This is a genomic window from Feifania hominis (assembly GCF_014384765.1).
GTDB classification, from domain to species: Bacteria; Bacillota; Clostridia; order Oscillospirales; family Feifaniaceae; genus Feifania; species Feifania hominis.
Window position 1 is genome coordinate 125,952 of record NZ_JACRSP010000001.1, and the last position, 26,399, is coordinate 152,350.

Sequence of the window (26,399 nt, forward strand, 5' to 3'; positions counted from 1 at the left end):
AATACCATACTGTATACAGAATTTTCCGCCGCCTTTGGCGCTCACTTTGAAAAGGAACAGACGAGGTGTAGCATATGGAATTTGAACGCAGGGCCATTGCGCCCGGTGTCCACTGCAATGTCATAGGGACCGACAAATTTAAGACCAATACCATCGGGGTGCAGTTTGTGAGCACCCTCAGCGAGCAGGAGGCCTCGAAAAACGCCCTGGTGCCCTACGTGCTGGTGCGCGGCTGCGAGCGCTACCCGGATATGACCGAACTCAACCGCTATCTGGAGAGCCTCTACGGCGCGAGCCTCTCGGTCAACATCCAAAAGCGCGGCGACCGGCAGATTGCCGGCTTCTATCTGACGCTGCTCGCCGACCGGTACGCGCTCGGCGGGGAGCCTCTGCTCGAGAGCGCGGCGGACTTTGTGCTGGAGCTGATCTTCCGGCCCCTGATGCGAGACGGCGCTTTTGATGAGCAGATTGTCGCAAAGGAGAAGAAGAATCTCATCGACCGCATCGACGCCCAGATCAACGACAAGCGGCGCTATGCGCTGCGCCGCACCTACGAGGTGATGTGCCAGGGCGAGGCGTTCGCGGTCAACGAGTACGGCGAGCGCTCGCGCATCGAGGAGCTCACGGGCGCGGAGCTCTACGGTCACTACCGGGACATGCTTCAGACGGCAAATCTGGAGTTCTTTGTCATCGGACAAAACGGCGGGGCAATTGCGAAAAAGCTTGCCGGCGCTTTCGCCGGACGGCAGCGCTCGCCGCGCGCGCTGCCGCCGACCCGGGTGACGGCGGCGGCCGGGTCGCCGCGCGAGACGACCGACGAGATGGCGGTCGCGCAGGGCAAGCTCTGCCTCGGCTTTCGAACGGGCGGCGTGAGCTTCGGCTCTGAGGACTATCCGGCGCTCGTGATGTTCAGCGGCATCTACGGCGCGACGCCGGTGTCCAAGCTCTTTATGAATGTGCGCGAGAAGCTCTCGCTGTGTTACTACTGCTCCTCGCTGCTGGAAAAACACAAGGGCCTGATGCTGGTGAACTCCGGCGTCGAGGTTGAGAATGCGGGCCGTGCCCGCGAGGAGATTCTCGCCCAGCTCGACGCCGTGCGCCGGGGCGACTTCACCGAGGAGGAGTTCGCCGCGGCCCGCAAGGCCATGGAGAACACCTACCGCTCATCGGCCGACTTCCCGCACACGCTTGCCGACTGGTATCTCGGCTGCGTGCTGGCGGGCTGCGAGATGAGCCTTGACGACGCGGCTGCCGCGCTGGGAAGAGTCACAAGGGATGACGTCATCCGCGTGGCGCAGAGCGTCACACTCGACACGATTTACTTCCTCAGGGGAACTTCAAAGGAGGTGGGCTGATGCAGATTATCCGCGACGAAAAACTGGGCGAGCAGATCACCCTGATAAAACGGCCGAACGGCCTGCGTGTGCTGGTCTATGAAAAGCCCGACTTTTCAAATACCTATGCGATGTTTGCGACCCATTTTGGGTCGATTGACAACTGCTTTCGCCGCGCTGGCGAGAGCGAGTTTTCCCGTGTGCCCGACGGTGTGGCCCACTTTCTCGAACACAAGCTCTTTGAGAGCGAGGGGGAGGACGCCTTTGTGCGCTATGCGCGCACGGGCGCCTCGGCAAATGCGTTTACAAGCTTTGACAAGACGGCCTATCTCTTCTCCTGCACGGAGCAGTTTTCCGAGTCTTTCGAGATTCTGCTCGACTTTGTGCAGCACCCCTATTTCACCGAGCAGACCGTGAAAAAGGAGCAGGGGATCATCGGCCAGGAGATCCGCATGTACGACGACGATCCGGACTGGCGCGCCATGTTCAATTTGCTCGCGGCGCTCTACCACAATCACCCCGCGCGCATCGACATCGCCGGCACGGTCGAGTCCATCGCCGAGATCACACCCGAGGTGCTCTACCGCTGCTACGAGACCTTTTACAATCCCCGCAACATGGTCATCACGGTCTGCGGTCCGGTCACGGCCGACGAGGTGATTCAAGTCTGCGACCGGGTGCTTGAGGACCGCGAGCCCATTGCCTTTGAGCGCGCGCCGGTGGAGGAGCCGCGCGAGGTGCGCGAGAGCTTTGTGCGCCAGTCGCTGCCCGTGCCAGTGCCGCTGTTCTGCATCGGCGTCAAGGACCACGACGTCGGCCTCACGGGCGCTGCCGGCGCCGAGCACGAGGCTCTTTGGAACATTCTGCTCGAGGCGCTCTGCGGCAGGGGGACGGAGCTCTACCGCGAGCTCTACGACAGCGGCCTGATCGGCGGCAGTTTCGCCAGGGAGTATCTCACCGGCGGCAGCTTTGCCGCGGCTATTGTCAGCGGCGAGAGCCGTGACCCGCGGGCGGTCTTTGAAAAGTTCAGCGAAAAGCTCGCCGCGCTCGCCGGACAGGGCCTTGACGCCGACGCCTTTGAGCGCGCGCGCCGCGTCGGCTACGGCCGGGCGGTGGCCGTTCTCGACAGCACCGACGACGCGGCCCAGTCCCTGATGGAGTGCGAGTTTAAAAAGACGACCGTCTTTGAGATGATCGAGGCGTACCGCGGCGCCACATGCGAAAAAATCAACGCGCTGCTCAGAGAGATCCGTCCGTCGCAGCTTGCGCTCTCGGTCATCGAGTCCGACGAAAAATAGACAGGGGGACGGCCCCCTACATAGAGGCGTCATTGCCCGCACGCGGTGATGGCCGAGCCAATACTGCGTGCGGAGAAATGGTGATTTTGATGCTCCAGCCAAACGGAACCGGCCCGATCTCATTCCCGGGCCTCGGCATCCATGACCTGAATGTCAGCCGGGTCGCCTTTACGCTCTTCGGCAAGGACTTCTACTGGTACGCGATCATCATCGCGACCGGCTTTGTGCTCGCGGCGCTGCTGGCGATGCGCCTGTGCAAAAAGTACGGGGAGAACTTTGACGAGTACCTCAACATGATTCTCATCGGCACGCCGGTGTCGATCATCGGCGCGCGGCTCTACTATGTGCTGCAGATGCCCGAGCTCTACGACAGCTTCTACGACGTCATCGCCATCTGGAACGGGGGCCTTGGTATCTATGGGGCGATCATCGGCGCGGTGCTGACGGTCATCGTCTACTGCAAAATCCGAAAGATGAACATGTGGAAAGTGCTCGACGTGCTGGCGCCCTGTCTGATGCTCGGCCAGGCGATCGGCCGCTGGGGCAATTTCTTCAACCAGGAGGCCTACGGCGAGGTGACCGATCTGCCCTGGCGCATGGAGCTCGTCATCCGCGGGGTCAGGACCTGCGTGCACCCGACATTCCTCTACGAGTCGCTGTGGAATTTCATCGGCCTTGCCATTTTGCTGGTGTTGTTCAACCACATCAAGTTTCCGGGATACATCTTCTGGTGCTATACGGGCTGGTACGGGATTGGACGCTTTTTCATCGAGAGTCTGCGCACCGACAGCCTGATGATTCTCGGCCTGCGCACCTCCATGTGGGTGGGGCTCATCTGCTTTGTCACGGCGGTTGTCGTAATCGCGCTCAAGCTGCGCCGCCTGCGGGCAGAAAAGCCGTCCGACTATGTGCCGCAGTTTGCAGGTGAGATCGGAGACCTCAAGCAGGCGGAGGACAGCCCGTCTCCCCAGGAGGAGCACGGGGAAGCCGCTGAAGAGCAGAGTGGGGAAGAGGGAGAGACCGATGCCGGCGAAGATCATTGACGGAAAGAGCATTGCACAGCAGGTGCGCGACTCGGTCGCCGTTCAGGCGAGAGAGCTCGCCGAACGGGGCGTGACGCCCCATCTCGCCGTTGTGATTGCCGGCGACGACCAGGCGTCGCAGGTCTATGTCAGAAGCCAGGCCAGGGCCTGCGCGGCGGTCGGCATCCGCTCCACGGTCCTGCAGCTCTCGGCTGACATCACCGAGGAGGAGCTGCTCGACGAGATCGAGCAGCTCAATACCGACAATCGGGTGCACGGCATTCTCATCCAGCGGCCGCTGCCGCCGCAGATCAATCCTGAGCGCGCCATTGAGGCCGTCAGCCCGCGCAAGGACGTCGACGCCTCCCATCCGCAGAACGTCGGGCGCATCATGATCGGCAGCTACGATTTTCTGCCCTGCACGCCGGCGAGCGTCATGGAGCTGCTGCGCCGGGAGAATGTGGAGATCTGCGGCAGAGACTGCGTCGTCATCGGCCGCAGCAACATTGTCGGCAAGCCGGTCGGCATGCTGCTGATGCATGAGAACGGCACGGTGACGCTCTGCCACTCCAGAACACGGAATCTGCCGGAGGTGACCCGCCGGGCGGACATTCTCGTCTCGGCGGTGGGCGAAGCGGGCTTTGTCACAGCCGATATGGTGAAGCCCGGAGCCGTGGTCATCGACGTCGGTATGAACCGAAACGCCGAGGGAAAACTATGCGGAGACGTCGATTTCGGACCGGTCAGCGAGATCGCGTCGCTGATCACGCCGGTGCCCGGCGGCGTGGGGCCCATGACCATTACCATGCTCCTTGAAAACACCATAAAGGCGGCAAAACTGGCCGTCAAAAACACACAAGAATGTGGTTGACACGGTGAATTTCGCTGTGGTATACTCTAAAGTGCCGCGTATTGTGGGCTCCCAAACGGATTGCAACAGCATCCTGCCTGACAGTAGCGAGCTTGTTGAGAAAGGCAGGTGCTTTGTGTGTACGCAGTTATCGTAACCGGCGGCAAACAGTACAAAGTACAGGAAGGCGACGTCATCTACGTCGAGAAACTGGCTGGGGAAGCCGACAGCGAGGTCACGTTTGACAATGTGCTCGCGCTGAACAAGGACGACACCCTGACCGTTGGCACGCCGAGTGTTTCGGGCGCCACTGTGACCGGCAAGATTGTCAAACAGGGCAAGAGCAAGAAGATCAGAGTCTTCAAGTTCAAGGCCAAGAAGAACTACAGAAGACGCCAGGGCCACAGACAGCTCTATACCAAGGTTCAGATCGAAAAGATCAACGCGTAAGGTTTCATGACCAGAGCGATTTTCCGAACCAGAGCGCAGAGAATACTGGGCTTTGAGATCTCGGGCCACAGCGGATACGCCGAGGCGGGCGAGGACATCGTCTGCGCGGGCGTTTCGAGCGCGGTTCAGTTGACTGTCAACGCGGTCGTCGAGATCATCGGCGTCGCGGCGCAGGTTCGCTCCCGCAGGGAGGACGCTTTTGTGTCGCTCACCCTGCCCGGGGAGATGGACGATGAGTGCATGCAGCAGTGCCAAATCGCTCTTCGCGCGCTTCTTCTACAGCTTGAGCTGCTCGAAGAGGAGTGCCCGGAGTTTTTGAACGTGATACATTCGGAGGTGTGAAAAAGATGATCAGATTAGGATTGCAGTTTTTTGCCCATAAAAAAGGCGTCGGTTCCACTAAGAACGGCCGTGACAGCGAGTCCAAGCGCCTCGGCGTCAAGAGAGCGGACGGTCAGTTCGTTCTGGCCGGCAACATCCTGGTTCGCCAGAGAGGAACCAAGATCCATCCCGGCGTCAACGTCGGCCGCGGCAGCGACGACACCCTGTTCGCCAAGGTGGACGGGAAAGTGAAATTTGAGAGAGTAGGCAAGGACAGAAAGCGCGTGAGCGTCTACGACGTCGTTGCCCAGTAAAGACAAACAGAGCTTGAAAAATCTCAGATTTTTATAATCTGAGATTTTTTGTTGTGAAAACCGGTTCGCCGGTTGGAGGGGAGTGAGCGCATGTTTATTGATGTTGCAAAAATCCGCGTGAGAGCGGGAGACGGCGGCAACGGAGCCGTCGCGTTTCACCGCGAGAAGTATGTGGCGGCCGGCGGGCCGGACGGCGGCGACGGCGGCAACGGCGGCAACGTGGTGTTCGTCGTGGACGACCATCTCAACACCCTGATCGACTTCAAATACCGCAAAAAGTACATCGCCGAGAACGGGGCCAACGGCGCCACAAAAAACTGCACGGGCAAATCCGCGGCGGACCTTGTGATCAAAGTGCCGCGCGGCACCGTCATCAAGGAGGCCCAGAGCGGCCAGATCATCAAGGACATGTCCGGTGACGAGCGGTTTGTCGTCTGCCGCGGCGGCAAGGGGGGCTGGGGCAACAGCCACTTCGCGACCCCCACCCGCCAGTGCCCGCGCTTTGCCAAGAGCGGCACCAGAGGGGAGGAGCTCGAGCTCATCCTCGAGCTCAAACTGCTTGCGGACGTGGGGCTGGTCGGCTTTCCGAACGTCGGAAAGTCCACGCTGCTGTCCGTGGTGTCGGCGGCAAAGCCCAAAATTGCAAACTACCACTTCACAACGCTCAAACCCCAGCTCGGCGTCGTGCGGGTGGACGAGGGCGTGTCTTTCGTCATGGCCGACATTCCCGGCCTCATCGAGGGCGCGGCCGAGGGCGAGGGACTCGGTCACGAGTTTCTGCGCCATGTCGACCGCTGCCGCCTGCTTGTGCACATCGTCGACGTGTCGGGCAGCGAGGGCCGTGATCCGATTGAGGACTTCACGGCCATCAACCGTGAGCTCGAAAACTGGAACAGCGAGCTGGCCGCCCGGCCGCAGATTGTTGTCGGCAACAAGACCGACCTCGTCGGCGACCCGCAGCAGATCGAACGCTTTCGTGCGCATGTCGAGTCGCTCGGCTATCGGTTTGTGACCATGTCGGCCGCAACCGCGCAGGGGACGGGCGAGCTCGTCAATCTCATAGCGGCCGAGCTTGGGAACCTGCCCCCTGTTGAGATCTACGAGAGCGAGTATGTGCCAGTGCAAAAGAGCGTCGAGGGCGAGCGCCGTATCGACATCCGCCGCGAGGGCGAGCTCTACGTGGTTGAGGGCGAGTGGCTTCTCCAGGTGCTCGGCTCGGTCAACTTCGACGACTACGAGTCGCTGACCTACTTCCAGAAAGTGCTCACAAACGCGGGCGTCTACAAAAAGCTTGAGGAAATGGGCATTCAGGACGGCGACCTTGTGTCGGTCTACGGGGTGCAGTTTGAGTATGTCCGATAGAGGGGAGCACCGGGAGCAGTGCCCCTGCGTAAACACGGCCTGTGAGCGCCGCGGCGACTGTGGTGCCTGCCGGGATTATCACAGCAGGCATCCGCGCAGAGGCAAGGCGGTCTGCGACAGGGAAAAGAGATCGGATTCGGGCAAAAAGCCTTGACAATGACGGGGCGGACTGCTATAATAAATCGAACAATAAAGCAGCTCTCAATCGGCTCACCCGGCGGCGCTGGCTGTCGTGGTCAATACTTCATTGTAAGACCGCTCTTCGGCGGCTTTATGCATGTGGTAAAAACGGGCTGATTGCCCGTTTTCTTTTTTGTAAAATGAAATTTGGAGGTGTTCCACTATCAGTAACAAAGAAATGCTCATCAATGAGGAGATTCGCAATCAGCAGGTGCGCGTAATCGACACCGACGGCAGTCAGCTCGGCATCATGATGTCGTCCGACGCGCTGTCACAGGCGTATTCCCGCAATCTGGATCTGGTTGAGATCTCACCAAACGCTAATCCCCCTGTCTGCAAGATTATGGACTACGGCAAATTCCGCTTTGAACAGGCCAAGAGGGATAAGGAGGCGCGCCGGAATCAGAAAGTCGTCGAAATCAAGGAAGTCCGCATGTCGGTCAACATTGATACCCACGACTTTGAGACCAAGGTCAAGGCTGCCAAGAAGTTTTTGAACGAGGGCAACCGTGTCAAGGTGTCAGTTCGGTTCCGCGGGCGTGAGATGAGCCACACGTCGCTCGGCACCGAGCTTTTAAACCGCTTTGCCGAGAGCTGTACTGATATTGGCACCGTCGACAAGCCCCCGAAGCTCGAGGGCAGAACCATGTCACTGTTCATGAGTCAAAAACAGGCGAAATAATATAAACAGACAAGGAGAATGAAAAATGCCCAAGATCAAGACGCACACTGGTGCCAAAAAGAGATTCAAACTCACCGCCACCGGAAAGGTGAAGAGAGCAAAAGCGTATAGAAGACATATCCTCACCAAGAAGTCGACCAAAGTCAAGAGAAATCTTCGCGCCGCCGCCTATGCTGACAAGACCAACGCGCCGGCAATCAAGAAGCTCATTCCGTACAAATAAACTGACTGAACATTACTAGGAGGTACTTATAGATGGCACGTGTAAAAGGCGCGATGATGACCCGCAAGAGAAGAAAAAAGGTACTCAAGCTCGCAAAGGGCTATTACGGCGGCAAGAGCCGGCTGTTTAAGACGGCGAACCAGGCCGTTATGAAATCTCTGCAGTATGCCTACATCGGCAGAAAGCAGAAGAAGAGAGAGTTTAGAAACCTGTGGATCACCAGAATCTCCGCGGGCTGCAAAATGAACAACACCAATTACTCAACTTTCATGCACGGGCTGAAAGTCGCCGGCATCGATCTCAACAGAAAGGTGCTCGCCGATCTTGCCCACAGCGATCCGGCGGGCTTTGCGAGCCTTGTCAAGACTTCGCTCACCGCGCTGGGAAAATAGAGACGACACAAGGCAGATGGGGTTTGTCCCCATCTGCTCTTTGTTGTTAAGGGGTGCTAAGATTCCGCGAGTCGCCTTGACGAATAAAAACGCTGTCATTATAATGAGAGAAGTTTGATCAACATAAGAGGTGAGTGCTATTTTTCGCGTTAGAGAGCGCAAAGTTTTAAGGCCGACGGAGAAAATGCTGATCGGGTTTGCTCTGGTTATCCTGCTGGGGGCGCTGCTTCTCACACTGCCGATTTCCTCGCGCAGCGGCCAGTGGACCAATCCCCTTGACGCGCTGTTTACCGCCACCAGCGCCACCTGTGTGACCGGTCTGATCGTGGTCGACACCTACCTGCACTGGAGCGTATTCGGCCAGATTGTCATTCTGCTGCTGATTCAGACGGGCGGCCTCGGCTTCATGACGCTGGCGACCATGTTCTCCTTTTTCTTCCGGCGGACCATCTCGCTGAGCGAACGCCTGACGATGATGCAGTCGCTCGGCGTCGACGAGATGGCGGGCGTCGTGCGTCTGACAAAACACATTCTCGTCGGCACGCTCATCTTTGAGGGTACGGGCGCGGTCATTCTGAGCATCCGCTTCGCCAGTGACTTCGGCTGGAAAGACGGGATATTCAAGGGGATATTTCACTCCATATCCGCTTTCTGCAACGCCGGGTTTGACCTGATGGGGCAGCGCAGCGCGTTTTCCAGTCTCACCGCCTATTCGGGAGACATCGTGGTCAATGTGGTCATTATGCTGCTGATCATCATAGGCGGGCTCGGCTTTATCGTCTGGGAGGATGTCTACCATCAGCGCAGCTTTAAAAAGCTGCGCGTCTACTCCAAGCTGGTGCTGGTCTTCACGGCGGTGCTCGTCGTGGGCGGGGCTCTGCTGCTGGCTGTCTTCGAGTGGAACAATCCCGCCATCATGGACAGCCTCGACGGCAAGGGAAAGGGACTTGCGTTTCTCTTTCAGTCGGTGACGACCAGAACAGCGGGCTTCAACACCATCGAACAGTCGGCCATGACGTCGCCGTCGGTGCTGCTGAGCATGATTCTGATGTTCATCGGCGGCTCCTCCGGCTCCACGGCGGGCGGCGTCAAAACCGTCACAATGGGCGTCGTGCTGCTTGCGGTCTTCTATGTGGCCCGCGGCCGGCGCAACATCGAGGTGCTCGGCCGGCGAGTCAGCTACGACGACGTGCTGCGCGCGGTCGCGGTGGTGGTCATCGCCATTGTTCTCGTGGTGACGAGCATCTTTGTCATCTCCATGGTTGAGCCGTTTTCACTGCGGGACATCGCCTATGAGTGTGTCTCGGCCTTTGCCACGGTCGGCATCTCCATGGGCATTACACCGCAGTTGACGGCGCTGAGCAAGCTGATTCTCATCTTTCTGATGTTTGCCGGCCGGCTCGGCATTCTGACCATCACGTTTACCATAGCGATGAAACTGGCAAAGCGCAGGGATGACGTGCGCTACCCGGAGACAAAACTCATGATCGGTTGATAAGGAGAAAATCGTATGAAGTCATTTGCAGTCATCGGCCTCGGCCGGTTCGGAAGCAATCTTGCAAAGACCCTGTTTAGCCTCGGCTATGAGGTTATGGCGGTCGATGAGGATGAGGAGCGCGTCGCCAGAATCAGCGACTACGTCACCCACGCGGTGGTCGGCGATGCGCGCGACGAGGGGGTTCTCAAATCCATCGGCATCCGCAATGTGGACTGCGTGGTGGTCGCGCTCTCGGGAGATATGCAGTCGAGCATCCTTGTGACGCTGCTTCTCAAGGAGATGGGTGTCAAATTCATCCTCTCCAAGGCCATGAGCGAGGTGCATGCGCGCGTTTTGACCAAGGTGGGCGCGGATCAGATCGTCTTTCCAGAGAAAGACATGGGTATGAGAGTGGCCCAGAGCCTGGCGATGAACAACATTCTCGACTTCATCGAGCTGTCGGAGGAGTACTCCATCGTCGAGGTTGTCATGCCTGAGCGGTGGGCAGGAAAGACCCTGCGCGATTTGAATGTGCGTGCAAACTACGGCGTCAACATCATGGCCATCCGACACGAACAGACCAAGGAGATCTCCGTTTCGCCAAACCCCGACGAAGAGCTGATTGCCGGCGACGCGCTGATTATCATCGGCACGAACGACGACATCACCCAGATCACAAAGCTCTGATGCAGGGGGTACAGCATATCACAAGCGCCGATAACGCCCGGCTCAAGCAGGCGGTGAAACTGCACCGCCGCTCGGGCCGCCGTGAGGCGGGAGAGTTTCTCATCGAGGGGCCGAAACTGCTGCATGAGGCCGTGAAAAGCGGCGTCGCGCTGCGGGCGGTCTTCTGTGAGGAGCGCTCGCTTGAGATTGCCGGCCGCCTCGGCGCGCCGGACATCTTTGTAGTGCCGGCGCGGCTTCTCCAAAAACTCTGCGACACCGAGTCGCCGCAGGGCTGCGTGGGCGTCGCCGCGATTCCCGCGTGCGGCGCTGCGCCGCTTGAGACGCAGGGGTGCTATCTCGTTTTGGAAAACATACAGGACCCCGGCAACGTAGGCACCATCCTGCGCACAGCCGAGGCCTTTTGCGTCAGCGCCGTCCTGGTGCTCGGGGCGACTGCGGACCTCTATGGCCCCAAGGTCGTGCGCAGCGCGATGGGTTCGCTCTTTCGCCAGAGAGTGCGTTTCTTTGAGAGCGCGCAGCTGCTGAGAGAGGCCCTGAGCGAGGCGGGAATCCGCCTCTACGGCGCGGCGCTTCGGGGGGATACGCGCAGCATCACGGCCTGCGGTCTGGGCCCTGGAACCGCCGTTGCGGTCGGCAATGAGGGCAGCGGGCTGACGCAGGAACTTCTCGCGCTGTGTGACGGCACACTCAAAATCCCCATGGGCGCGGCAACCGAGTCGCTCAACGCGGCCGTGGCGGCTTCTATCATAATGTGGGAGATGTCCCGGGAGACCCGGCGGGAGGAAGTATGACGGACAACACGGTATACCACATCTGGCTGCAGTCCAAAATAAGAGCGGGCAGCAACAAGGCGCCCGCGCTCTTTGCTGCATTCGGCAATGTGCGCGGCGTCTACAGTGCCGATGAGAAAAAGCTGCGCAGCTGCTCCTTTCTGAGTCCGGCAGAGTGCCGCACCCTGGCGCAGAAGGACCTGGGCCCGGCGCAGGAGACCATGCGGCGCTGTGAGAGCATCGGGGCGTCCATCCTGACGCCGGAGGACAGCGCCTATCCGAAGAGGCTCGCTGCGCTGAGCGATCTGCCACTCGCGCTCTATGTCCTCGGTGAGCTGCCCGACATCGACGACGAGATCTGTCTGGGCGTCGTGGGCACAAGAGGTGCGACACAGCGTGGAAGTGCGTCGATTGACCGCTTTGTGCCGGGACTTGCGCGGTGCGGAGTCATCATTGTCAGCGGCATGGCCGCCGGCATCGACACGCTCGCCCATGTCGCCGCGCTCAAGAGAGGCGGGCGCACGATCGCGGTACTCGGCTGCGCGATTGACAGAGTATATCCGGCTGAGAACGCTGAGCTCAAGCGGCGCATTGCCGAAAACTGCGCCGTGGTCTCGGAGTACCCGCCGGGCGCGGTGACAGACCGCTCCAGCTTCCCGGCGAGAAATCGCATCATCAGCGGCCTCTCGCTCGGCGTAGCCGTGGTGCAGGCGCCGCGAAAGAGCGGAGCGCTGATCACGGCGCGCCACGCGGCCGAGCAGGGCCGCGATGTCTTCGCAGTGCCGGGCGGCATCGATGACGTTCAGTTTGAGGGATGCAATCAGCTGCTGCGCGACGGCGCCATTGCGCTGACCGAGCCGATGGACGTGCTGCGGGAATATTGGTCCGCCTTTCCACATAGAATTCGGGGGCAGAAAAGCGGCGCGGCATATACGAAGCGCGACAGGACGCAGCAGAAAGTGCCGGTTGCAGCCGCGCCGAAATTGGTGTATCATGATGAGAAACCGTCTCCCACAGCGGATTTGGAGCTGACTGGGGAGCAGAGGGCGGTGCTGGCGGTTCTGACGGAGCAGCCGCTGACCATTGACCAGATTGCCACGCGCAGCGGTCTGCCGGTACAGAGAGTGTCGGTCACACTGCTGTTTTTGAATATGAAAGGCTATGTCCGCAGTCTGCCGGGCAGCCGTTACCGGCTGATGTAAGGCAGAGCGCAAACAGCGCCGCGTCGGCGGCGAGAAACTAGTTGGAGGATGCGAATGTCTTATCTTTTAATCGTCGAGTCACCAGCCAAGGCCAAGACCATCAAAAAGTACCTGGGAAAGGACTACAAGGTCGTGGCCTCCATGGGGCATGTGCGCGATCTGCCGAAGAGCCAGATCGGCATTGACGTCGAGCACGATTTTGCCCCGAAGTATATCCCGATTCGCGGGAAGGGCGATGTCATCAAAAACTTAAAAAAGGAAGCAAAGGGCGTCAAGAAAGTCTATCTTGCGACCGACCCCGACCGTGAGGGAGAGGCCATATCGTGGCATCTGGCGAACCTTTTGAATATCGACGAGCACGATCCGGTGCGCGTGACCTTCAACGAGATCACAAAGGCCGCCGTCAAAGCGGGCGTCAAGCAGCCGCGCGTCATCGATCTGGATCTTGTCGACGCGCAGCAGGCGCGCCGTATTCTCGACCGTCTGGTCGGCTATGAGATCAGTCCCTTTCTCTGGCGCAAGGTCAAAAAGGGCATCTCGGCCGGACGCGTCCAGTCGGTGGCAACGAGACTGATCGTCGACCGTGAGGAGGAGATCGGCGCTTTCAAGCCCCAGGAGTACTGGAGCATTGACGCGCTCACCGAAAAGCAGGGGGTCAAAACGCCCATTCTCTCGAAATTCTACGGGGATGAGAACAAGAAGCTCGAGCTGAAAAACGGCGAGCAGACCGAGGAGATCATGGCGCAGCTCAAGGGCGCCGACTACAGTGTCAAATCGGTCAAAAAGGGCGTCAAGCGGCGTCAGCCTTTCCCGCCCTTTATCACCTCCACCCTGCAGCAGGACGCGTCGCGCAAGCTCGGCTATGCCTCCAAGCGCACCATGCAGATTGCGCAGGAGCTCTATGAGGGCGTCGAGATTCAGGGCCACGGCCTGGTCGGCCTGATCACCTACATGAGAACCGACTCGCTTCGCATTTCAAACGAGGCAGTCGAGGATGTACGCGGCTACATCCGGCAGAAATACGGCGACAACTACTGCCCGGCAAAGCCCCGCGTCTACAAGAGCAAAAATTCCGCCCAGGATGCGCACGAGGCCATCCGCCCGACGTCGATTGAATTCGACCCCGAGTCCATCAAGAAGAATCTTTCGCGCGATCAGCTGCGGCTCTACAAGCTGATCTGGGACCGCTTTGTGGCAAGTCAGATGGAGGCGCAGGTGCTCGACACCGTGTCGGCCGACATCCTCGCGAAGAATGCTTCGAGCGGCCACGGCTACATCTTCCGCACCTCGGGCTACACAGTGCGCTTTGCGGGCTTTACCGCGCTCTATGAGGAGAGCCGCGACGAGAAGGACGAGGAGACCGCGCCGAAAGCGCTGCCGGAGCTTGCCGAGGGGGATGCCCTCAAGCTGGTTGAACTCAAGCCCGAGCAGCACTTTACCCAGCCGCCCGCCCGCTTCAACGAGGCGACGTTGATCAAGGCGCTCGAGGAGAACGGCATCGGCCGGCCGTCGACCTATGCCCCTACCATCGCGACCATTTTAAACCGCGAGTACGTGATCAAGGACGGCAAGTCGTTCAAGCCCACCCAGCTTGGCATTGTGACGACCAAGCTCATGAAAGAGCTCTTCTCCGACATTGTCAGCATCGAGTTCACCGCGAAGATGGAACGCCAGCTCGACGAGATCGAAGAGGGCAAAAAGGACTGGGTGACAACCGTGCGCGAGTTCTACGAGCCCTTTGAGGCGTCCATGAAAAACGCCGAGGAGAAGCTCGCGGGCGAATACATCAAGATTCCCGACGAGGAGACCGATGAAATCTGCGAGTACTGCGGGCGGCGCATGGTTATCAAGTCCGGCAAGTACGGCAAGTTCATGGCCTGTCCGGGCTATCCCGAGTGCAAGAACACCAAGCCCATTGTTGTGGATACCGGGGCGAAGTGTCCCAAGTGCGGCGGGCGCATTTTGCAGAAATATTCCAAGAACAACAACAAATACTACGGCTGTGAGAACAACCCCACCTGTGATTTCATGACCTGGTATGAGCCGACCAAGGAGAACTGTCCGATCTGCGGCAGCGTGCTTCTGAAAAAGACCGGCTGGAAGAAGATCAAGCTCTGCTCGAAAGAGGGCTGTTCCTACAACACCCAGCCCCAGCCGGAGAGCGCGAAGCCTGCCGAGAAGACCGACGCCGGGGAGAAGAGCAATGGGTGATGTGACCATCATCGGAGCCGGCCTTGCGGGCTGCGAGGCCGCCTGGCAGCTCGCGCGCCGCGGTCACCGCGTCACGCTGCACGATCTCAAACCCGAGGGGCGTACTCCCGCGCAGGCAAGCGACACTCTCGCCGAGCTCGTGTGCTCAAATTCCCTGCGCGCGGCCAATGTGGAAAACGCCGTGGGCCTGCTCAAGGAGGAGATGCGCAGGCTCTCGTCGCTCATCATGCAGGCGGCCGACGCCACCCGCGTGCCCGCGGGCGGCGCGCTTGCTGTCGACCGTGAGAAGTTCTCGCGGTTTATCACCGACCGCATTTTAAACGATCCTTTCATTGCCTTTGTCAGCGGGGAGGTCACGGCCATCCCCGACGAGGGAGTGGTGATCGTCGCGACGGGGCCGCTGACCACAGGGGCTCTCTATGAGGACATCGCGCGGGTCATGGGGGAGCAGAAGCTCTACTTTTTTGACGCCGCGGCGCCGATTGTGAGCTTTGAGAGCATTGATATGGGCACCGCCTTTTTCGCCTCGCGCTACGGCAAGGGCAGCGATGATTACATCAACTGCCCGATGGACCGCGAGCAGTATCTCGCCTTTCACGAGGCGCTTGTCTCGGCCGAACAGGCCGAGCTGCACGGCTTTGAAAACAGCCGGGTCTTCGAGGGGTGCATGCCCATCGAGGTCATGGCAAAGCGTGGGGAGGACACCATCCGCTTCGGACCGCTCAAGCCGGTCGGCATCGTCAACCCGAAGACAGGGCGCGAAGCCTACGCCATTGTGCAGCTGCGCCGCGACAACGCCGAGGGAACGCTCTACAATCTGGTGGGCTTTCAGACCCATCTGAAGTTTCCCGAGCAGCGGCGGGTCTTCCGCATGATTCCAGGGCTTGAAAGCGCAGAATTCATGCGCTATGGCGTGATGCACCGCAACACCTATCTGCACTCGCCGGGGCTTCTCAACAGCCGCTATGAGGCCATACGGCGGCCGGGGCTGTTCTTTGCCGGACAGATCACCGGCGTCGAGGGCTATGTGGAGTCGGCCGCCTCGGGGCTTGCGGTGGGGATTCACGCCGCGCGCCTGCTCGAGGGGAGAGAGCCGCTCTGCTTCAGTGCAGATACTGCCATCGGTGCGCTCGGCTGCTACATCGCCAATCGGTCCGTCACGGATTTTCAGCCTATGAACGTCAATTTCGGCATCATTTCGCCGCCGAATTTCAAATTCCGGGGCAAGCGCAACAAAAATGAGATGCTGGCCGCCCGCGCGCTCAGTGAGATCGACCGCATCGCAGCACAGATACAGGAGGATGACAGATGAGAGTAATTGTAGACGCCATGGGCGGGGACAACGCTCCGCTCGAAATTGTCAAGGGCTGTGCCGCCGCGGTCGGAGAGCTCGGCGTGGAGATTCTGCTCTACGGGGACAGAGACAAGCTCGACGGAATCTTTGACGGCACGGGCCTCTCACGCGAGGGGATCACGGTTATCCACGCGCCCGACGTCATCGAGATGGAGGATGACCCGGGCATCTCCATCCGCTCGAAGAAAAATTCGTCGATGGTCATGGCGCTGACGGCTCTCGCTGCGGGCGAGGGCGACGCCTTTGTCACCGCCGGCAGTACGGGGGCCGCTCTCGCGGGAGCAACGCTCATCGTCAAGCGCATCAAGGGGGTCAAGCGCGCGGCGCTCGCGCCGCTTCTGCCCGGCAAAAAGGGGCCCGTGCTGCTCATCGACTGCGGCGCAAATGTCGAATGTAAGCCGGAGTATCTCGAGCAGTTCGGCGTGATGGGCTCGGTCTATATGGACAAGATCGTCGGCGTCAAAAACCCGCGCGTGGGTCTGATCAACATCGGCACAGAGCCGACCAAGGGCGGTGATCTGCAGCGTGAGGCCCACCGACTTCTCGGGGAATCCAAGGCGAACTTTGTCGGCAACATCGAGCCGCGCGAGATCATGATGGGCGCCTGCGATGTCGCAGTGGCCGACGGTTTCACGGGCAATGTTGTGCTCAAGACCATCGAGGGCATGGCGAAATTCTTCACGTCTGCGCTCAAGGATCTCTTCTATGAGAGCCTTGTGACAAAGCTCTCGGCGCTCGGTGTCAAAAAAGGCCTTGCGCGCTTCAAAAAGACCATGGACTACAAGGAGACCGGCGGCGCGCCCTTTATCGGCGTGTCAAAGCCCGTCATCAAGGCCCACGGCAGCTCTGACGCACGCTCGTTCTGCTCGGCCATCCGACAGGCCAAAATTTACGCCGAGTCGGGAATGATTGAGCAGATTGCCGAATACTATAGTGTTACTTCTGAGAAAAAATAACAGGTTTACTGAATTTTGGAGAAATTGTCTTGACAGGCCAATGCAATATGAATATGATCTTTAGAGGGATGGGCCGCCGCCGGCGGCCCGCCTGCAGCGAACATCGGATTGCGAGGTGATACAAGGTGGTATTTGAAAAAGTCAAAGCCCTGGTTTCGGAGCAGTTTACCGTGGACGAGGACGACATTACGATGGATACCAAATTCGAAGATCTGAATGCCGATTCTCTTGACGTGGTTGAACTGATCATGGCTGTTGAAGAGGAATTTGATCTTCAGATTGAAGATGAGGATGTTGAGAGCATCACGACTGTCGGAGATGTTGTTGAATATATCACACAGAGAGTCTAAAGTGATTGGGCGGGTGGTCAACCCGCCCATTTGAATACGGGACGTACCAAACCGGAGGACAAGCAATGAGAGAGCTCATGGAACGCATCCACTACCAGTTTCAGGACGAGCAGCTGCTGCACAATGCGCTGAGCCACTCCTCCTATGTCAACGAGGGGCGCAACCGCGGCCGCAGCAGCAACGAACGCCTGGAGTTTCTGGGGGACAGTGTCCTGTCGATCATTGTGTCGGAGTATATTTACACCCACTACAAAAAGCTGCCCGAGGGGGACTTGACCAAGGTGCGCGCGAGCGTCGTCTGTGAGAAGTCGCTCGCGGAGTTCTCGCGCAGCATTGACCTCGGCCGCTTTCTGCTTCTCGGCAGAGGAGAGGAGCAGCAAAATGGCCGCGAGCGCGACTCCATTCTGGCGGACGCCTTTGAGGCCATGCTCGCGGCGGTCTATCTCGACGGCGGCTTTGAGGCGGTGCGCGGGGTGCTCATGCCGTTCATCGTGCCGGCGGTCGCGGCTGCGGTCGAGGGGCGCGTGTTCAGCGACTACAAGACCGAGCTTCAGGAGATCGTGCAGAAGAACAAACAGGAGACTCTGCACTATGAGCTTGTCAGCTCGCACGGGCCCGACCATGACAAGGTCTTCGAGGTGGCGGTCTATCTCAACAGCAACCGCTTTGCGACCGGCGTCGGCAAGAGCAAGAAAGAGGCCGAGCAGCAGGCGGCCAAAAAGGCGCTGGAGCTCATGGGGGAATCCTGAGAATGGGGCGGCAGAATCTGCCGCCCTTTGTTTTCCCCAAAGGATGGTCTTTCCTTTTTTCGGGAAGAATGATAAAATAACATCAATACTCAAAAGTTGATTTTTACAACATTACAGCGATAGGAGGCATTCGACATGTCAGAGAAATACTCCATTGGCGTCGACTACGGCACCAAATCGGCGCGGGCGCTGCTTTTGAATCTGAACACCGGCGAGGAGCTCGCCGTCGCCGAGCGGGAATATCCCCACGGTGTGATTGACGAGGTCATCCCCGGCGTGAACATCAAGCTGCCGGTCGACTGGGCGCTGGAGCTCACGGACGACTTTTTGGAGGTCTTTGTCGAGACGGTGAGCGAGGTGATGCGCACGTCTGGCGTGAATCCTGCCGACGTCATCGGCATCGGCACGGACTTTACCTCCTGCTCGATTCTGCCGATCGACGAAAACGGCACGCCGCTCTACAAGCTCGAGCGGTTCAAGACCCATCCGCACGCCTATCCGAAGCTCTGGAAGCACCATGCGGCCCAGCCCGAGGCAAACCGACTCAACGAGATTGCATCCGAGCGCGGGGAGGACTTCATGCGCTACTACGGCGGCAAGCAGAACAGCGAGTGGATGATCCCGAAGGTCATGCAGGTGCTCGACGAGGACGAGGAGGTCTACAACGCCGCCGACCGCTTCATCGAGTGCGGCGACTATCTGACGATGGAGCTGACCGGAAAGCTCCTCAAGTCGAGTTCCCAGGCGGGTTACAAGTCCTCCTGGAGCAAGCGCACCGGCTTCCCGTCGGAGGCGTTTTTCAAGGCGCTTGACCCGCGCATGGAGCACCTTGCGAGCACCAAGCTGCGCGGAGACATCGGCCTGATCGGCGACCGGGTCGGCGGCCTGAAAAAGGAGTATGCCGACCGGGTCGGTCTGCCCGAGGGCGTCGCGGTGGGCGTGTCCATCATCGACTCCTGCGTGTCGGCCTGCGCGCTCGGCGTGGTCGAGGCGGGGACGTTTCTGATGAACATCGGCACCTCCACCTGCCACACGCTTCTGGCAACAGAGGACAAGACCTTTGAGGGCATTCTCGGCCTCGTGGAGGACGGCATCATCCGCGGCTTCTACGGCTATGAGACGGGACAGGCCTGTGTGGGCGATCACTTCGACTGGTTTGTCAAGAACTGCGTGCCGGCATCCTACCACGAGGAGGCCAAAAGTCGCGGGCTCAATATCCACAAGCTGCTGCGGGAGAAAGCGAGCGCTCAGAAGCCGGGCGAGAGCGGCCTTGTGGCGCTCGACTGGTGGAACGGAAACCGCTCGATACTGGTCGATGCGGATCTGACCGGCATGATCGTCGGCATGACGCTGTTGACCCGCCCCGAGGAGATCTACCGCGCGCTGATTGAGGCGACAGCCTACGGCACGCGCGTCGTGGTCGACAACTACCGGAAAAATGAGGTTCCCATCAAGCGCGTTCTCGCCTGCGGCGGCATCGCGCAGAAAGACCCCATGATGATGCAGATCTACGCCGACGTCATCAACATGGAAATCGGCGTGTCCTACTCCACTCAGGCGCCGGCCCGAGGCGCCGCCATGTGGGGCGCGGTCGCGGCCGGGGCGGACAGGGGAGGCTTCGACAGCATCATTGAGGCGTCCGAAAAACTTGCGCTGCCCATCACCAAGACCTACAGCCCCATCCCGGAGAATGTCGCGGTCTACGAGGAACTCTTTGCGGAGTACATGAGACTGCACGACTACTTCGGCCGCGGCGGCAACGATGTGATGAAGCGGCTCAAGGAGATCAAAAAGAGACAGTCCTGACTGAGACACGTTACAAAGGCCCGCCCACGGGGCGGGCCTTTGTACGCGAAGGGCAGAAGTTGATTTTGCATTAAAATTACGCAAAAAGTCAAAATGATTGCCGGGTTCCCTGCAAAAATGCCCGATTACGCGATGATGATATGGCGATTTTGCAACAAACACAAAAAGAGATTGCAAAATCGGCTGTTTTTTATCAGTTTTTTTCTCCGGGAAAGATTGTATTTGAAAGCTGAATTATATATAATACTACTATTCTGTATCAGGTAGGAGAGGAATTGCCACATGCCGCTGAACAAACTGCAGATTCCCCCGCACTACGACGCCGTATACAACATCCGCGAGACCCAGCGGGCCATCAAGCTGATCAAGCAGCACTTCCAATACGAGCTTGCCAAGGCGCTGCACCTCGAGCGGATTTCGGCTCCCCTCTTTGTCACACCCGAGAGCGGTCTCAACGACGATCTCAACGGCGTTGAGCGGCCGGTCACATTTGATATTTTAGATCTGCACTCCGATGTGCAGATCGTTCATTCTCTGGCTAAGTGGAAGCGCTTTGCCCTCGCGCAGTACGGTTTCAAGCCGGGTTCGGGTCTCTACACCGACATGAACGCCATCCGCCGCGACGAGGAGCTCGACAATCTCCACTCGGTCTATGTCGACCAGTGGGACTGGGAGCTGGTCATTGATCGCTTTGAGCGCAACGATGAGAAGCTCCGGGAGATCGTCTCGAGGATCTGGAATGTCATCTGGCAGACCGAGGCCTACATCTGTTCCGAGTTTCCGCGCTACAAGCCCTATCTGCCCGAGAAGCTCTGCTTCATCACAACGCAGGAGCTCTATGACCGCTTTCCGACGCTCACCCCGAAGCAGCGGGAGAATGCCATAGCAAAAGAGCGCAAGGCCGTATTTTTGATGCGCATCGGCGACAAACTGAAAAATGGTGAGCGGCATGACGGCCGCGCACCCGACTATGACGACTGGTCGCTCAACGGCGATATCATTGTCTACAACAAAGTCCTGGACTGCGCGGTGGAGCTCTCCTCCATGGGCATCCGGGTCGACGAGCATGCGCTCGCCGAACAGCTCAAAAAGGCGCACGCCGAGGAGCGCAGCGCGCTCAAGTTTCACCGGATGCTGCTCGATGGCGAGTTGCCGCTTACCTGCGGCGGCGGCATCGGTCAGTCGAGGCTGTGCATGCAGCTGCTGCAGAAAGCACACATCGGCGAGGTGCAGGCGTCCGTCTGGCCCGCCGACATGGTTGAGGCCTGCCGCGAGCATGGAATTTTACTGCTGTAACACCAGGTGTCCCGAGTTTTAAATATCTAGGGAGGACAGTTATGAAGAGAACGGAATTTTCTCAGATTTTTGCGGATATTGCCGCGTTTGACGGCCGGGAGGTCACCGTCTGCGGCTGGGTGAGAACCAGCCGCAACTCCAAAAACTTCGGCTTTCTGGAGCTCAACGACGGCAGCTATTTCAAAAATGCCCAGATTGTCATTGAGCAGGGAGTCCTTGCAAACTACGACGAAATTGCAAAGCTCAACGTGGGCAGCGCTGTCTGTGTGACGGGCACGCTGGTTGCGACGCCGCAGGCCAAACAGCCCTTTGAGATCAAGGCGGCGACGGTGGAGGTCGAGGGCGCTTCGACGCCGGATTACCCGCTTCAGAAAAAGCGCCATTCGCTCGAGTTTCTGCGTGAGATCGCGCATCTGCGCCCGCGCACCAACACCTATTCGGCGGTTTTTCGCGTGCGCTCCGCGGCGGCGGCGGCCATCCACGAGTTCTTTCAAAAGGACGGCTTTGTGTATGTGAACACACCGCTGATCACCGGCAGTGACTGTGAGGGCGCGGGGGAGATGTTCCGCGTCACGACGCTCGACCTGGAAAATCCGCCCCGCAATGAAAAGGGCGAAGTAGACTACACGCAGGACTTTTTCGGCAAGTCGGCCAACCTCACGGTCTCCGGCCAGCTCAACGCCGAGTGCTATGCGCTCGCATTCTCGAAAGTCTACACCTTTGGGCCGACTTTCCGCGCGGAGAACAGCAACACTGCGCGCCACGCGGCCGAGTTCTGGATGATCGAGCCGGAGATCGCGTTTGCCGATCTCGCCGACGACATGGACCTCGCGCAGCGCATGATCAAGTATGTCATCCGCTCGGTGATGGAGCGCTGCCCGGAGGATTTGAAGTTCTTCAACGAGTTTGTCGACAAGGGGCTTCTGGAGCGGCTCAGGTTTCTCGTTGACTCCGACTTCGGCCAGGTGAGCTACACCGAGGCTGTGCGGCTGCTTGAAGAGCACAAAGACGAGTTTGAGTACCCGGTTTACTGGGGCTGTGATCTGCAGTCTGAGCACGAGCGCTACCTCACCGAGAAGATCTTTCAAAAGCCGGTTTTTGTCACCGACTATCCCAAGGAGATCAAAGCTTTCTACATGCGCCTCAACGACGACGGGAAGACCGTCGCGGCAACCGACCTGCTCGTGCCGGGTGTGGGCGAGCTCATCGGCGGAAGCCAGAGAGAGGAGCGCTACGATGTGCTCGTCTCGCGCATGCGCGAGTGCGGGCTCAACGAGGCCGACTACCACTGGTATCTGGATCTTCGCAAATACGGCGGGGCAAAGCACGCGGGCTTTGGCCTCGGCTTTGAACGCCTGATCATGTATATCACCGGTATGGGCAACATCCGCGACGTCATTCCGTTCCCGCGCACGGTCAAGAACGCGGAATTCTGATTTGACAGGGGGACCCGAGATGGGATATGTCATCGGCATTGACATCGGCGGCAGCACCACCAAGATCGTCGGGTATCGCGACGGCGAGGTGATCTGCCCGATGCAGGTGCGGGCCAACGACCCGATCGCGTCACTCTACGGCGCGTTCGGCAAATTTGTCAGCGTAAATTCCCTCACGCTCGCCGAAATCGACCGTGTGATGATCACCGGTGTCGGCTCCTCCTATGTGAAAGAGCGCATCTATGGCATCAAGACCGGCATTGCGCAGGAATTCGGCGCCATCGGCAGAGGCGGGCTCTACCTCTCGGGCAAGACCGACGCCATCATCGTCAGCATGGGCACCGGCACGGCCTATGTCCACGCGACTGAGAGCGAAGTCGTCCATGTGGGCGGCACCGGGGTCGGCGGCGGCACTCTTCTGGGTCTCTCGGGGAAGCTGCTCGATGTGCGTGATTTTGACACCATTGTGGACCTCGCGCGCGGCGGCCGGCTCGACCGGGTGGATCTCAATGTCAGCGACATCAGCAGCGACTTCTCGGGAAATCTGACGCCCGACACCACCGCCTCCAACTTTGGCCGGGTCAGCGATACCGCCACCAAGGCGGATCTGGCGCTGGGCATCATCAATCTGGTCTTTCAGACCATCGGCATGATCGCCATTTTTGCCACCAAGATCACGGGGGGGAACGAAGTGGTGCTCACCGGAAATCTGACGACCATGCCGCAGTGCCATGAGCTATTTCTGCTGCTGGAAAAGCTCTATCAGGTGAAATTCATCATACCGGAGCACGCCGAATTCGCCACGGCGATCGGGGCGGCGCTCGCCTTTCAAAAGGGTGTCACATACAGGGAAATCGACTAATCGCCGCGCGTATACGGCACAAGGGGGAGACTTTTATGAACTATCTTGAGATGGACAAAAAAAGCCTGGAGCAGCGCTTTGAGGTCATCAAGGGTATGTACCAGGATTTTCTCTCGGCAAATCTGCATCTCGACATGTCGCGGGGAAAGCCCTCGGCGGAACAGCTGGATTTGACCACTGATCTGCTCACGGCGGTCAAGTCGGAGCGGGACTGTCTTACGCAGGACGGCACCGACTGCCGCAATTACGGCCTGATGGATGGTATCCCCGAGGCGAAAGAGCTGTTTGCAGAGTTTCTCGGTGTCACGCCCGCAGAGGTCATTGTCGGCGGAAATGCGAGTCTCTCCCTGATGTACGACTGTGTGTCGTGGGGCATGACCCACGGCTATCTCGGCAGCACACCCTGGTCGAAGCTCGACCGGGTCAAGTTTCTCTGTCCGAGTCCGGGCTATGACCGCCATTTCGGTATCACCGAGAGCTTCGGCATCGAGATGATCGTCGTACCGATGCTCGAGGACGGGCCGGACATGGATATGGTGGAGCAGTATGTCAACCATGACCCCGCAGTCAAGGGCATCTGGTGCGTGCCGAAGTACTCGAATCCCGAGGGCAAGACCTACTCGGACGAGGTGGTGCGCCGCTTTGCGGCGCTCAAGCCGGCGGCGGAGGACTTCCGCATCTTTTGGGACAACGCCTACGGCATCCACGATCTCTACGATGAGGGCGACCGGCTGCTGAGTATCCTCGACGAGTGCAAAGAGGCCGGCAACCCCAATCTGCCGTTTCTCTTCGGTTCGACCTCGAAAGTGTCCTTTGCGGGCGCGGGCGTCGCGGCGATGGGCGCGAGCGAGGAGAACATCGCCTACATCAAAAAGCTGATGTTCTACCAGACCATCTCGGCCGACAAAATCAACCAGCTGCGCCATGTGCGCTACTTTAAGAACATGGACGGCATCCGCGCCCACATGAAAAAACACGCGGCGATTCTTCGCCCGAAGTTTGAGATGACTCTCGAGACCATGGAGGAGTATCTCGGCGGAAAGGGAATCGCGAGCTGGATTCATCCGCGCGGCGGCTATTTCATCAGCTTTGACACGCTGCCCGGCTGCGCCAGGCGCACCGTACAGCTCGCCAGAGAGGCGGGCGTTGCGCTGACGCCGGCCGGTGCGAGCTACCCCTATGGAAAGGACCCGAACGATACGAACATCCGCATTGCGCCGAGCTATCCGCCGGTCAAGGAGCTGCGCCTGGCGATGGAGCTTCTGTGCGTCTGCGTCGAGTATGCGGCGCTTGAGAAACTGCTGGGGGAGGCGAACTGACTGATGGCCGATGCGTCGATTTACCAGAGCCCGCTGAACACCCGCTATGCGAGCGTGGAGATGCAGCAGCTCTTCTCCGATGAGAGAAAGTTCAAGACCTGGCGCGCGCTGTGGATTGCGCTCGCCAAAACAGAGCGGGAGCTTGGGCTTGACATCACCGAGGAGCAGATCGCAGAGCTCGAGAAAAACCGCGACAACCTCAATCTGGACGTGGCGCGCGAGCGTGAGCGTGTCGTGCGCCACGATGTCATGAGCCATGTCTACGCCTATGGACAGCAGTGCCCAAAGGCCGCGGGCATCATCCACCTCGGGGCCACCTCCTGCTACGTGGGGGACAACACCGATCTGATTCTCATGCGCGAGGGGCTCAAAATTGTGCGCCGCAAGCTGCTGAACGTTGTGGAGAAACTCGCGAAGTTCGCGCGCGCCTACCGGGAGATGCCCTGTCTTGCCTACACCCATCTGCAGCCGGCGCAGCTGACTACGGTCGGCAAGCGTGCGACGCTGTGGATCAATGATTTGATGCTCGACCTTGAGGAGATCGACCGGCGCATCGAGTCCATCCGGTTCCTCGGTTCCAAGGGCACAACAGGTACCCAGGCGAGCTTTATGGAGCTTTTTGACAACGACGAGGGCAAAGTCAAGGCGCTCGACGAAAAAATAGCGGCGCTCATGGGCTTTTCCGGCGTCTATCCGGTGTCGGGGCAGACCTATTCGCGCAAGGTGGACAGCTTCGTGCTCGGCACGCTCTCGGGCGTTGCGCAGAGCGCCTACAAATTCAGCAACGACCTGCGCATCCTCCAGAGTTTCAAGGAGATGGAGGAACCCTTTGAGAAGAGCCAGATCGGCTCCTCCGCCATGGCCTACAAGAGAAATCCCATGCGCAGCGAGCGAATGGGCTCGCTTTGCCGCTATGTACTGGTGGACGCGCTCAACCCCGCGATCACCGCCTCCACTCAGTGGTTTGAGCGCACGCTCGACGACAGTGCGAACAAGCGCATCGCAGTGGCTGAGGCCTTTTTGGCGGTGGATGCCATTCTCGGCATCTACATGAATGTCGCCGACGGGCTTGTGGTCTACCCGAAAGTGGTGCGCAGCCGTGTCATGGCAGAGCTGCCTTTCATGGCGACGGAGAACATTCTCATGGACGCCGTCAAGCGCGGCGGCGACCGCCAACAGCTCCATGAGCGCATCCGCGTTCACTCCCAGGCGGCGGCACGCGCCGTCAAGGAGGAGGGCAAGCCTAATGATCTCATGGAGCGTATCTGCGCCGATGAGGCGTTTGGCCTGACGATGGAGCAGGTGGCGGGAATCCTCTCGCCGGAGAATTTCACCGGCCGGGCACCCTCACAGGTCTCGGAGTATCTCGACGAGGTGGTCGAGCCGGTTCTGCGAGCGGCGGCGGATCAGCTCGGGGAACACACGCAGCTGGATGTCTGAGTCTGCGGCGGGCGCCGAGGGAAATTTTCGGTTGACTTCGCCGGAGCCGGAGGATA

Annotated in this window: 26 protein-coding genes; all 26 read left to right on the forward strand. The window is 59.3% G+C overall.

Annotation, left to right across the window (positions count from 1 at the left end):
• The first annotated feature begins 74 nt into the window (after positions 1 to 74).
• Positions 75 to 1,355, forward strand: coding sequence for an EF-P 5-aminopentanol modification-associated protein YfmF (gene yfmF / locus H8695_RS00605; RefSeq protein ID WP_249298835.1), 1,281 nt, complete (start codon positions 75 to 77; stop codon positions 1,353 to 1,355).
• A complete protein-coding gene (gene yfmH, locus H8695_RS00610) occupies positions 1,355 to 2,632 on the forward strand; it encodes an EF-P 5-aminopentanol modification-associated protein YfmH (RefSeq protein WP_249298836.1) in 1,278 nt (425 codons plus the stop codon). The genes yfmF and yfmH overlap by 1 nt, the downstream gene beginning before the upstream one ends.
• Positions 2,633 to 2,721: 89 nt before the next feature.
• Positions 2,722 to 3,675 (forward strand): prolipoprotein diacylglyceryl transferase, encoded by a 954-nt coding sequence (gene lgt / locus H8695_RS00615; RefSeq protein WP_249298837.1) that lies wholly within the window; start codon positions 2,722 to 2,724, stop codon positions 3,673 to 3,675.
• Positions 3,656 to 4,525, forward strand: coding sequence for a bifunctional 5,10-methylenetetrahydrofolate dehydrogenase/5,10-methenyltetrahydrofolate cyclohydrolase (locus H8695_RS00620; RefSeq protein WP_249298838.1), 870 nt, complete (start codon positions 3,656 to 3,658; stop codon positions 4,523 to 4,525). Before lgt ends, H8695_RS00620 begins: the two co-directional genes overlap by 20 nt.
• Positions 4,526 to 4,642: 117 nt before the next feature.
• A complete protein-coding gene (gene rplU / locus H8695_RS00625; protein ID WP_249298839.1) occupies positions 4,643 to 4,954 on the forward strand; it encodes a 50S ribosomal protein L21 in 312 nt (103 codons plus the stop codon).
• A gap of 6 nt (positions 4,955 to 4,960) precedes the next feature.
• Complete coding sequence (locus H8695_RS00630) at positions 4,961 to 5,296, forward strand: ribosomal-processing cysteine protease Prp (protein ID WP_249298840.1); 336 nt, start codon at positions 4,961 to 4,963, stop codon at positions 5,294 to 5,296.
• A gap of 5 nt (positions 5,297 to 5,301) precedes the next feature.
• Positions 5,302 to 5,589, forward strand: coding sequence for a 50S ribosomal protein L27 (rpmA, locus tag H8695_RS00635; RefSeq protein WP_249298841.1), 288 nt, complete (start codon positions 5,302 to 5,304; stop codon positions 5,587 to 5,589).
• A gap of 90 nt (positions 5,590 to 5,679) precedes the next feature.
• Positions 5,680 to 6,951: a GTPase ObgE gene (gene obgE, locus H8695_RS00640; RefSeq protein ID WP_249298842.1), complete on the forward strand. Its 1,272-nt coding sequence runs from the start codon at positions 5,680 to 5,682 to the stop codon at positions 6,949 to 6,951.
• A 358-nt stretch (positions 6,952 to 7,309) separates the two neighbouring features.
• Positions 7,310 to 7,813 (forward strand): translation initiation factor IF-3, encoded by a 504-nt coding sequence (gene infC, locus H8695_RS00645; RefSeq protein WP_249298843.1) that lies wholly within the window; start codon positions 7,310 to 7,312, stop codon positions 7,811 to 7,813.
• 25 nt (positions 7,814 to 7,838) lie between these two features.
• Positions 7,839 to 8,036 carry a 50S ribosomal protein L35 gene (rpmI, locus tag H8695_RS00650; protein ID WP_249298844.1) on the forward strand — a complete coding sequence of 66 codons (198 nt, stop codon included), beginning with the start codon at positions 7,839 to 7,841 and terminating at the stop codon, positions 8,034 to 8,036.
• Positions 8,037 to 8,068: 32 nt separating this feature from the next.
• Positions 8,069 to 8,428 carry a 50S ribosomal protein L20 gene (gene rplT / locus H8695_RS00655; RefSeq protein WP_249298845.1) on the forward strand — a complete coding sequence of 120 codons (360 nt, stop codon included), beginning with the start codon at positions 8,069 to 8,071 and terminating at the stop codon, positions 8,426 to 8,428.
• 184 nt (positions 8,429 to 8,612) lie between these two features.
• Complete coding sequence (locus tag H8695_RS00660) at positions 8,613 to 9,923, forward strand: TrkH family potassium uptake protein (protein ID WP_249298846.1); 1,311 nt, start codon at positions 8,613 to 8,615, stop codon at positions 9,921 to 9,923.
• A 15-nt stretch (positions 9,924 to 9,938) separates the two neighbouring features.
• Positions 9,939 to 10,592 carry a potassium channel family protein gene (locus H8695_RS00665; protein WP_249298847.1) on the forward strand — a complete coding sequence of 218 codons (654 nt, stop codon included), beginning with the start codon at positions 9,939 to 9,941 and terminating at the stop codon, positions 10,590 to 10,592.
• Positions 10,592 to 11,383, forward strand: coding sequence for a TrmH family RNA methyltransferase (locus tag H8695_RS00670; RefSeq protein WP_249298848.1), 792 nt, complete (start codon positions 10,592 to 10,594; stop codon positions 11,381 to 11,383). Before H8695_RS00665 ends, H8695_RS00670 begins: the two co-directional genes overlap by 1 nt.
• Positions 11,380 to 12,564 (forward strand): DNA-processing protein DprA, encoded by a 1,185-nt coding sequence (gene dprA, locus H8695_RS00675; protein WP_249298849.1) that lies wholly within the window; start codon positions 11,380 to 11,382, stop codon positions 12,562 to 12,564. Before H8695_RS00670 ends, dprA begins: the two co-directional genes overlap by 4 nt.
• A gap of 54 nt (positions 12,565 to 12,618) precedes the next feature.
• A complete protein-coding gene (topA, locus tag H8695_RS00680) occupies positions 12,619 to 14,775 on the forward strand; it encodes a type I DNA topoisomerase (RefSeq protein WP_249298850.1) in 2,157 nt (718 codons plus the stop codon).
• Complete coding sequence (trmFO, locus tag H8695_RS00685) at positions 14,768 to 16,087, forward strand: methylenetetrahydrofolate--tRNA-(uracil(54)-C(5))-methyltransferase (FADH(2)-oxidizing) TrmFO (protein ID WP_249298851.1); 1,320 nt, start codon at positions 14,768 to 14,770, stop codon at positions 16,085 to 16,087. Before topA ends, trmFO begins: the two co-directional genes overlap by 8 nt.
• Entirely contained in the window at positions 16,084 to 17,085 is a 1,002-nt protein-coding gene (gene plsX / locus H8695_RS00690; RefSeq protein WP_249298852.1) for a phosphate acyltransferase PlsX, read from the forward strand. The genes trmFO and plsX overlap by 4 nt, the downstream gene beginning before the upstream one ends.
• A 125-nt stretch (positions 17,086 to 17,210) precedes the next feature.
• Positions 17,211 to 17,435: an acyl carrier protein gene (acpP, locus tag H8695_RS00695; protein WP_249298853.1), complete on the forward strand. Its 225-nt coding sequence runs from the start codon at positions 17,211 to 17,213 to the stop codon at positions 17,433 to 17,435.
• A gap of 65 nt (positions 17,436 to 17,500) precedes the next feature.
• Positions 17,501 to 18,184, forward strand: a complete 684-nt coding sequence (gene rnc / locus H8695_RS00700; RefSeq protein ID WP_249298854.1) for a ribonuclease III — start codon at positions 17,501 to 17,503, stop codon at positions 18,182 to 18,184.
• A 135-nt stretch (positions 18,185 to 18,319) separates the two neighbouring features.
• Complete coding sequence (locus H8695_RS00705; RefSeq protein ID WP_249298855.1) at positions 18,320 to 19,990, forward strand: ribulokinase; 1,671 nt, start codon at positions 18,320 to 18,322, stop codon at positions 19,988 to 19,990.
• Positions 19,991 to 20,272: 282 nt separating this feature from the next.
• Positions 20,273 to 21,286: an aspartate--ammonia ligase gene (asnA, locus tag H8695_RS00710; protein WP_249298856.1), complete on the forward strand. Its 1,014-nt coding sequence runs from the start codon at positions 20,273 to 20,275 to the stop codon at positions 21,284 to 21,286.
• Positions 21,287 to 21,327: 41 nt separating this feature from the next.
• The gene (gene asnS / locus H8695_RS00715; protein WP_249298857.1) at positions 21,328 to 22,722 is read left to right on the forward strand and encodes an asparagine--tRNA ligase; all 1,395 of its coding nucleotides are present in this window, start codon (positions 21,328 to 21,330) and stop codon (positions 22,720 to 22,722) included.
• A 19-nt stretch (positions 22,723 to 22,741) separates the two neighbouring features.
• Positions 22,742 to 23,584: a type II pantothenate kinase gene (gene coaW, locus H8695_RS00720; RefSeq protein ID WP_249298858.1), complete on the forward strand. Its 843-nt coding sequence runs from the start codon at positions 22,742 to 22,744 to the stop codon at positions 23,582 to 23,584.
• Positions 23,585 to 23,619: 35 nt separating this feature from the next.
• Positions 23,620 to 24,903 carry an aspartate aminotransferase type Ic gene (locus H8695_RS00725; protein WP_249298859.1) on the forward strand — a complete coding sequence of 428 codons (1,284 nt, stop codon included), beginning with the start codon at positions 23,620 to 23,622 and terminating at the stop codon, positions 24,901 to 24,903.
• Between the two features lie 3 nt (positions 24,904 to 24,906).
• The gene (gene purB / locus H8695_RS00730; RefSeq protein ID WP_249298860.1) at positions 24,907 to 26,343 is read left to right on the forward strand and encodes an adenylosuccinate lyase; all 1,437 of its coding nucleotides are present in this window, start codon (positions 24,907 to 24,909) and stop codon (positions 26,341 to 26,343) included.
• The last annotated feature ends 56 nt before the right edge of the window (positions 26,344 to 26,399 follow it).

Coding starts and splice junctions, on each gene's coding strand:
- obgE (WP_249298842.1), top strand. CDS start 5,680: ATGTTTATTGATGTTGCAAAAATCCGCGTGAGAGCGGGAGACGGCGGC.
- H8695_RS00665 (WP_249298847.1), top strand. CDS start 9,939: ATGAAGTCATTTGCAGTCATCGGCCTCGGCCGGTTCGGAAGCAATCTT.
- purB (WP_249298860.1), top strand. CDS start 24,907: ATGGCCGATGCGTCGATTTACCAGAGCCCGCTGAACACCCGCTATGCG.
- H8695_RS00725 (WP_249298859.1), top strand. CDS start 23,620: ATGAACTATCTTGAGATGGACAAAAAAAGCCTGGAGCAGCGCTTTGAG.
- dprA (WP_249298849.1), top strand. CDS start 11,380: ATGACGGACAACACGGTATACCACATCTGGCTGCAGTCCAAAATAAGA.
- H8695_RS00630 (WP_249298840.1), top strand. CDS start 4,961: ATGACCAGAGCGATTTTCCGAACCAGAGCGCAGAGAATACTGGGCTTT.
- trmFO (WP_249298851.1), top strand. CDS start 14,768: ATGGGTGATGTGACCATCATCGGAGCCGGCCTTGCGGGCTGCGAGGCC.
- H8695_RS00670 (WP_249298848.1), top strand. CDS start 10,592: ATGCAGGGGGTACAGCATATCACAAGCGCCGATAACGCCCGGCTCAAG.
- asnA (WP_249298856.1), top strand. CDS start 20,273: ATGCCGCTGAACAAACTGCAGATTCCCCCGCACTACGACGCCGTATAC.
- rpmI (WP_249298844.1), top strand. CDS start 7,839: ATGCCCAAGATCAAGACGCACACTGGTGCCAAAAAGAGATTCAAACTC.
- rnc (WP_249298854.1), top strand. CDS start 17,501: ATGAGAGAGCTCATGGAACGCATCCACTACCAGTTTCAGGACGAGCAG.
- coaW (WP_249298858.1), top strand. CDS start 22,742: ATGGGATATGTCATCGGCATTGACATCGGCGGCAGCACCACCAAGATC.
- infC (WP_249298843.1), top strand. CDS start 7,310: ATGCTCATCAATGAGGAGATTCGCAATCAGCAGGTGCGCGTAATCGAC.
- rpmA (WP_249298841.1), top strand. CDS start 5,302: ATGATCAGATTAGGATTGCAGTTTTTTGCCCATAAAAAAGGCGTCGGT.
- lgt (WP_249298837.1), top strand. CDS start 2,722: ATGCTCCAGCCAAACGGAACCGGCCCGATCTCATTCCCGGGCCTCGGC.
- H8695_RS00705 (WP_249298855.1), top strand. CDS start 18,320: ATGTCAGAGAAATACTCCATTGGCGTCGACTACGGCACCAAATCGGCG.
- yfmH (WP_249298836.1), top strand. CDS start 1,355: ATGCAGATTATCCGCGACGAAAAACTGGGCGAGCAGATCACCCTGATA.
- asnS (WP_249298857.1), top strand. CDS start 21,328: ATGAAGAGAACGGAATTTTCTCAGATTTTTGCGGATATTGCCGCGTTT.
- plsX (WP_249298852.1), top strand. CDS start 16,084: ATGAGAGTAATTGTAGACGCCATGGGCGGGGACAACGCTCCGCTCGAA.
- yfmF (WP_249298835.1), top strand. CDS start 75: ATGGAATTTGAACGCAGGGCCATTGCGCCCGGTGTCCACTGCAATGTC.
- H8695_RS00660 (WP_249298846.1), top strand. CDS start 8,613: ATGCTGATCGGGTTTGCTCTGGTTATCCTGCTGGGGGCGCTGCTTCTC.
- topA (WP_249298850.1), top strand. CDS start 12,619: ATGTCTTATCTTTTAATCGTCGAGTCACCAGCCAAGGCCAAGACCATC.
- H8695_RS00620 (WP_249298838.1), top strand. CDS start 3,656: ATGCCGGCGAAGATCATTGACGGAAAGAGCATTGCACAGCAGGTGCGC.
- rplT (WP_249298845.1), top strand. CDS start 8,069: ATGGCACGTGTAAAAGGCGCGATGATGACCCGCAAGAGAAGAAAAAAG.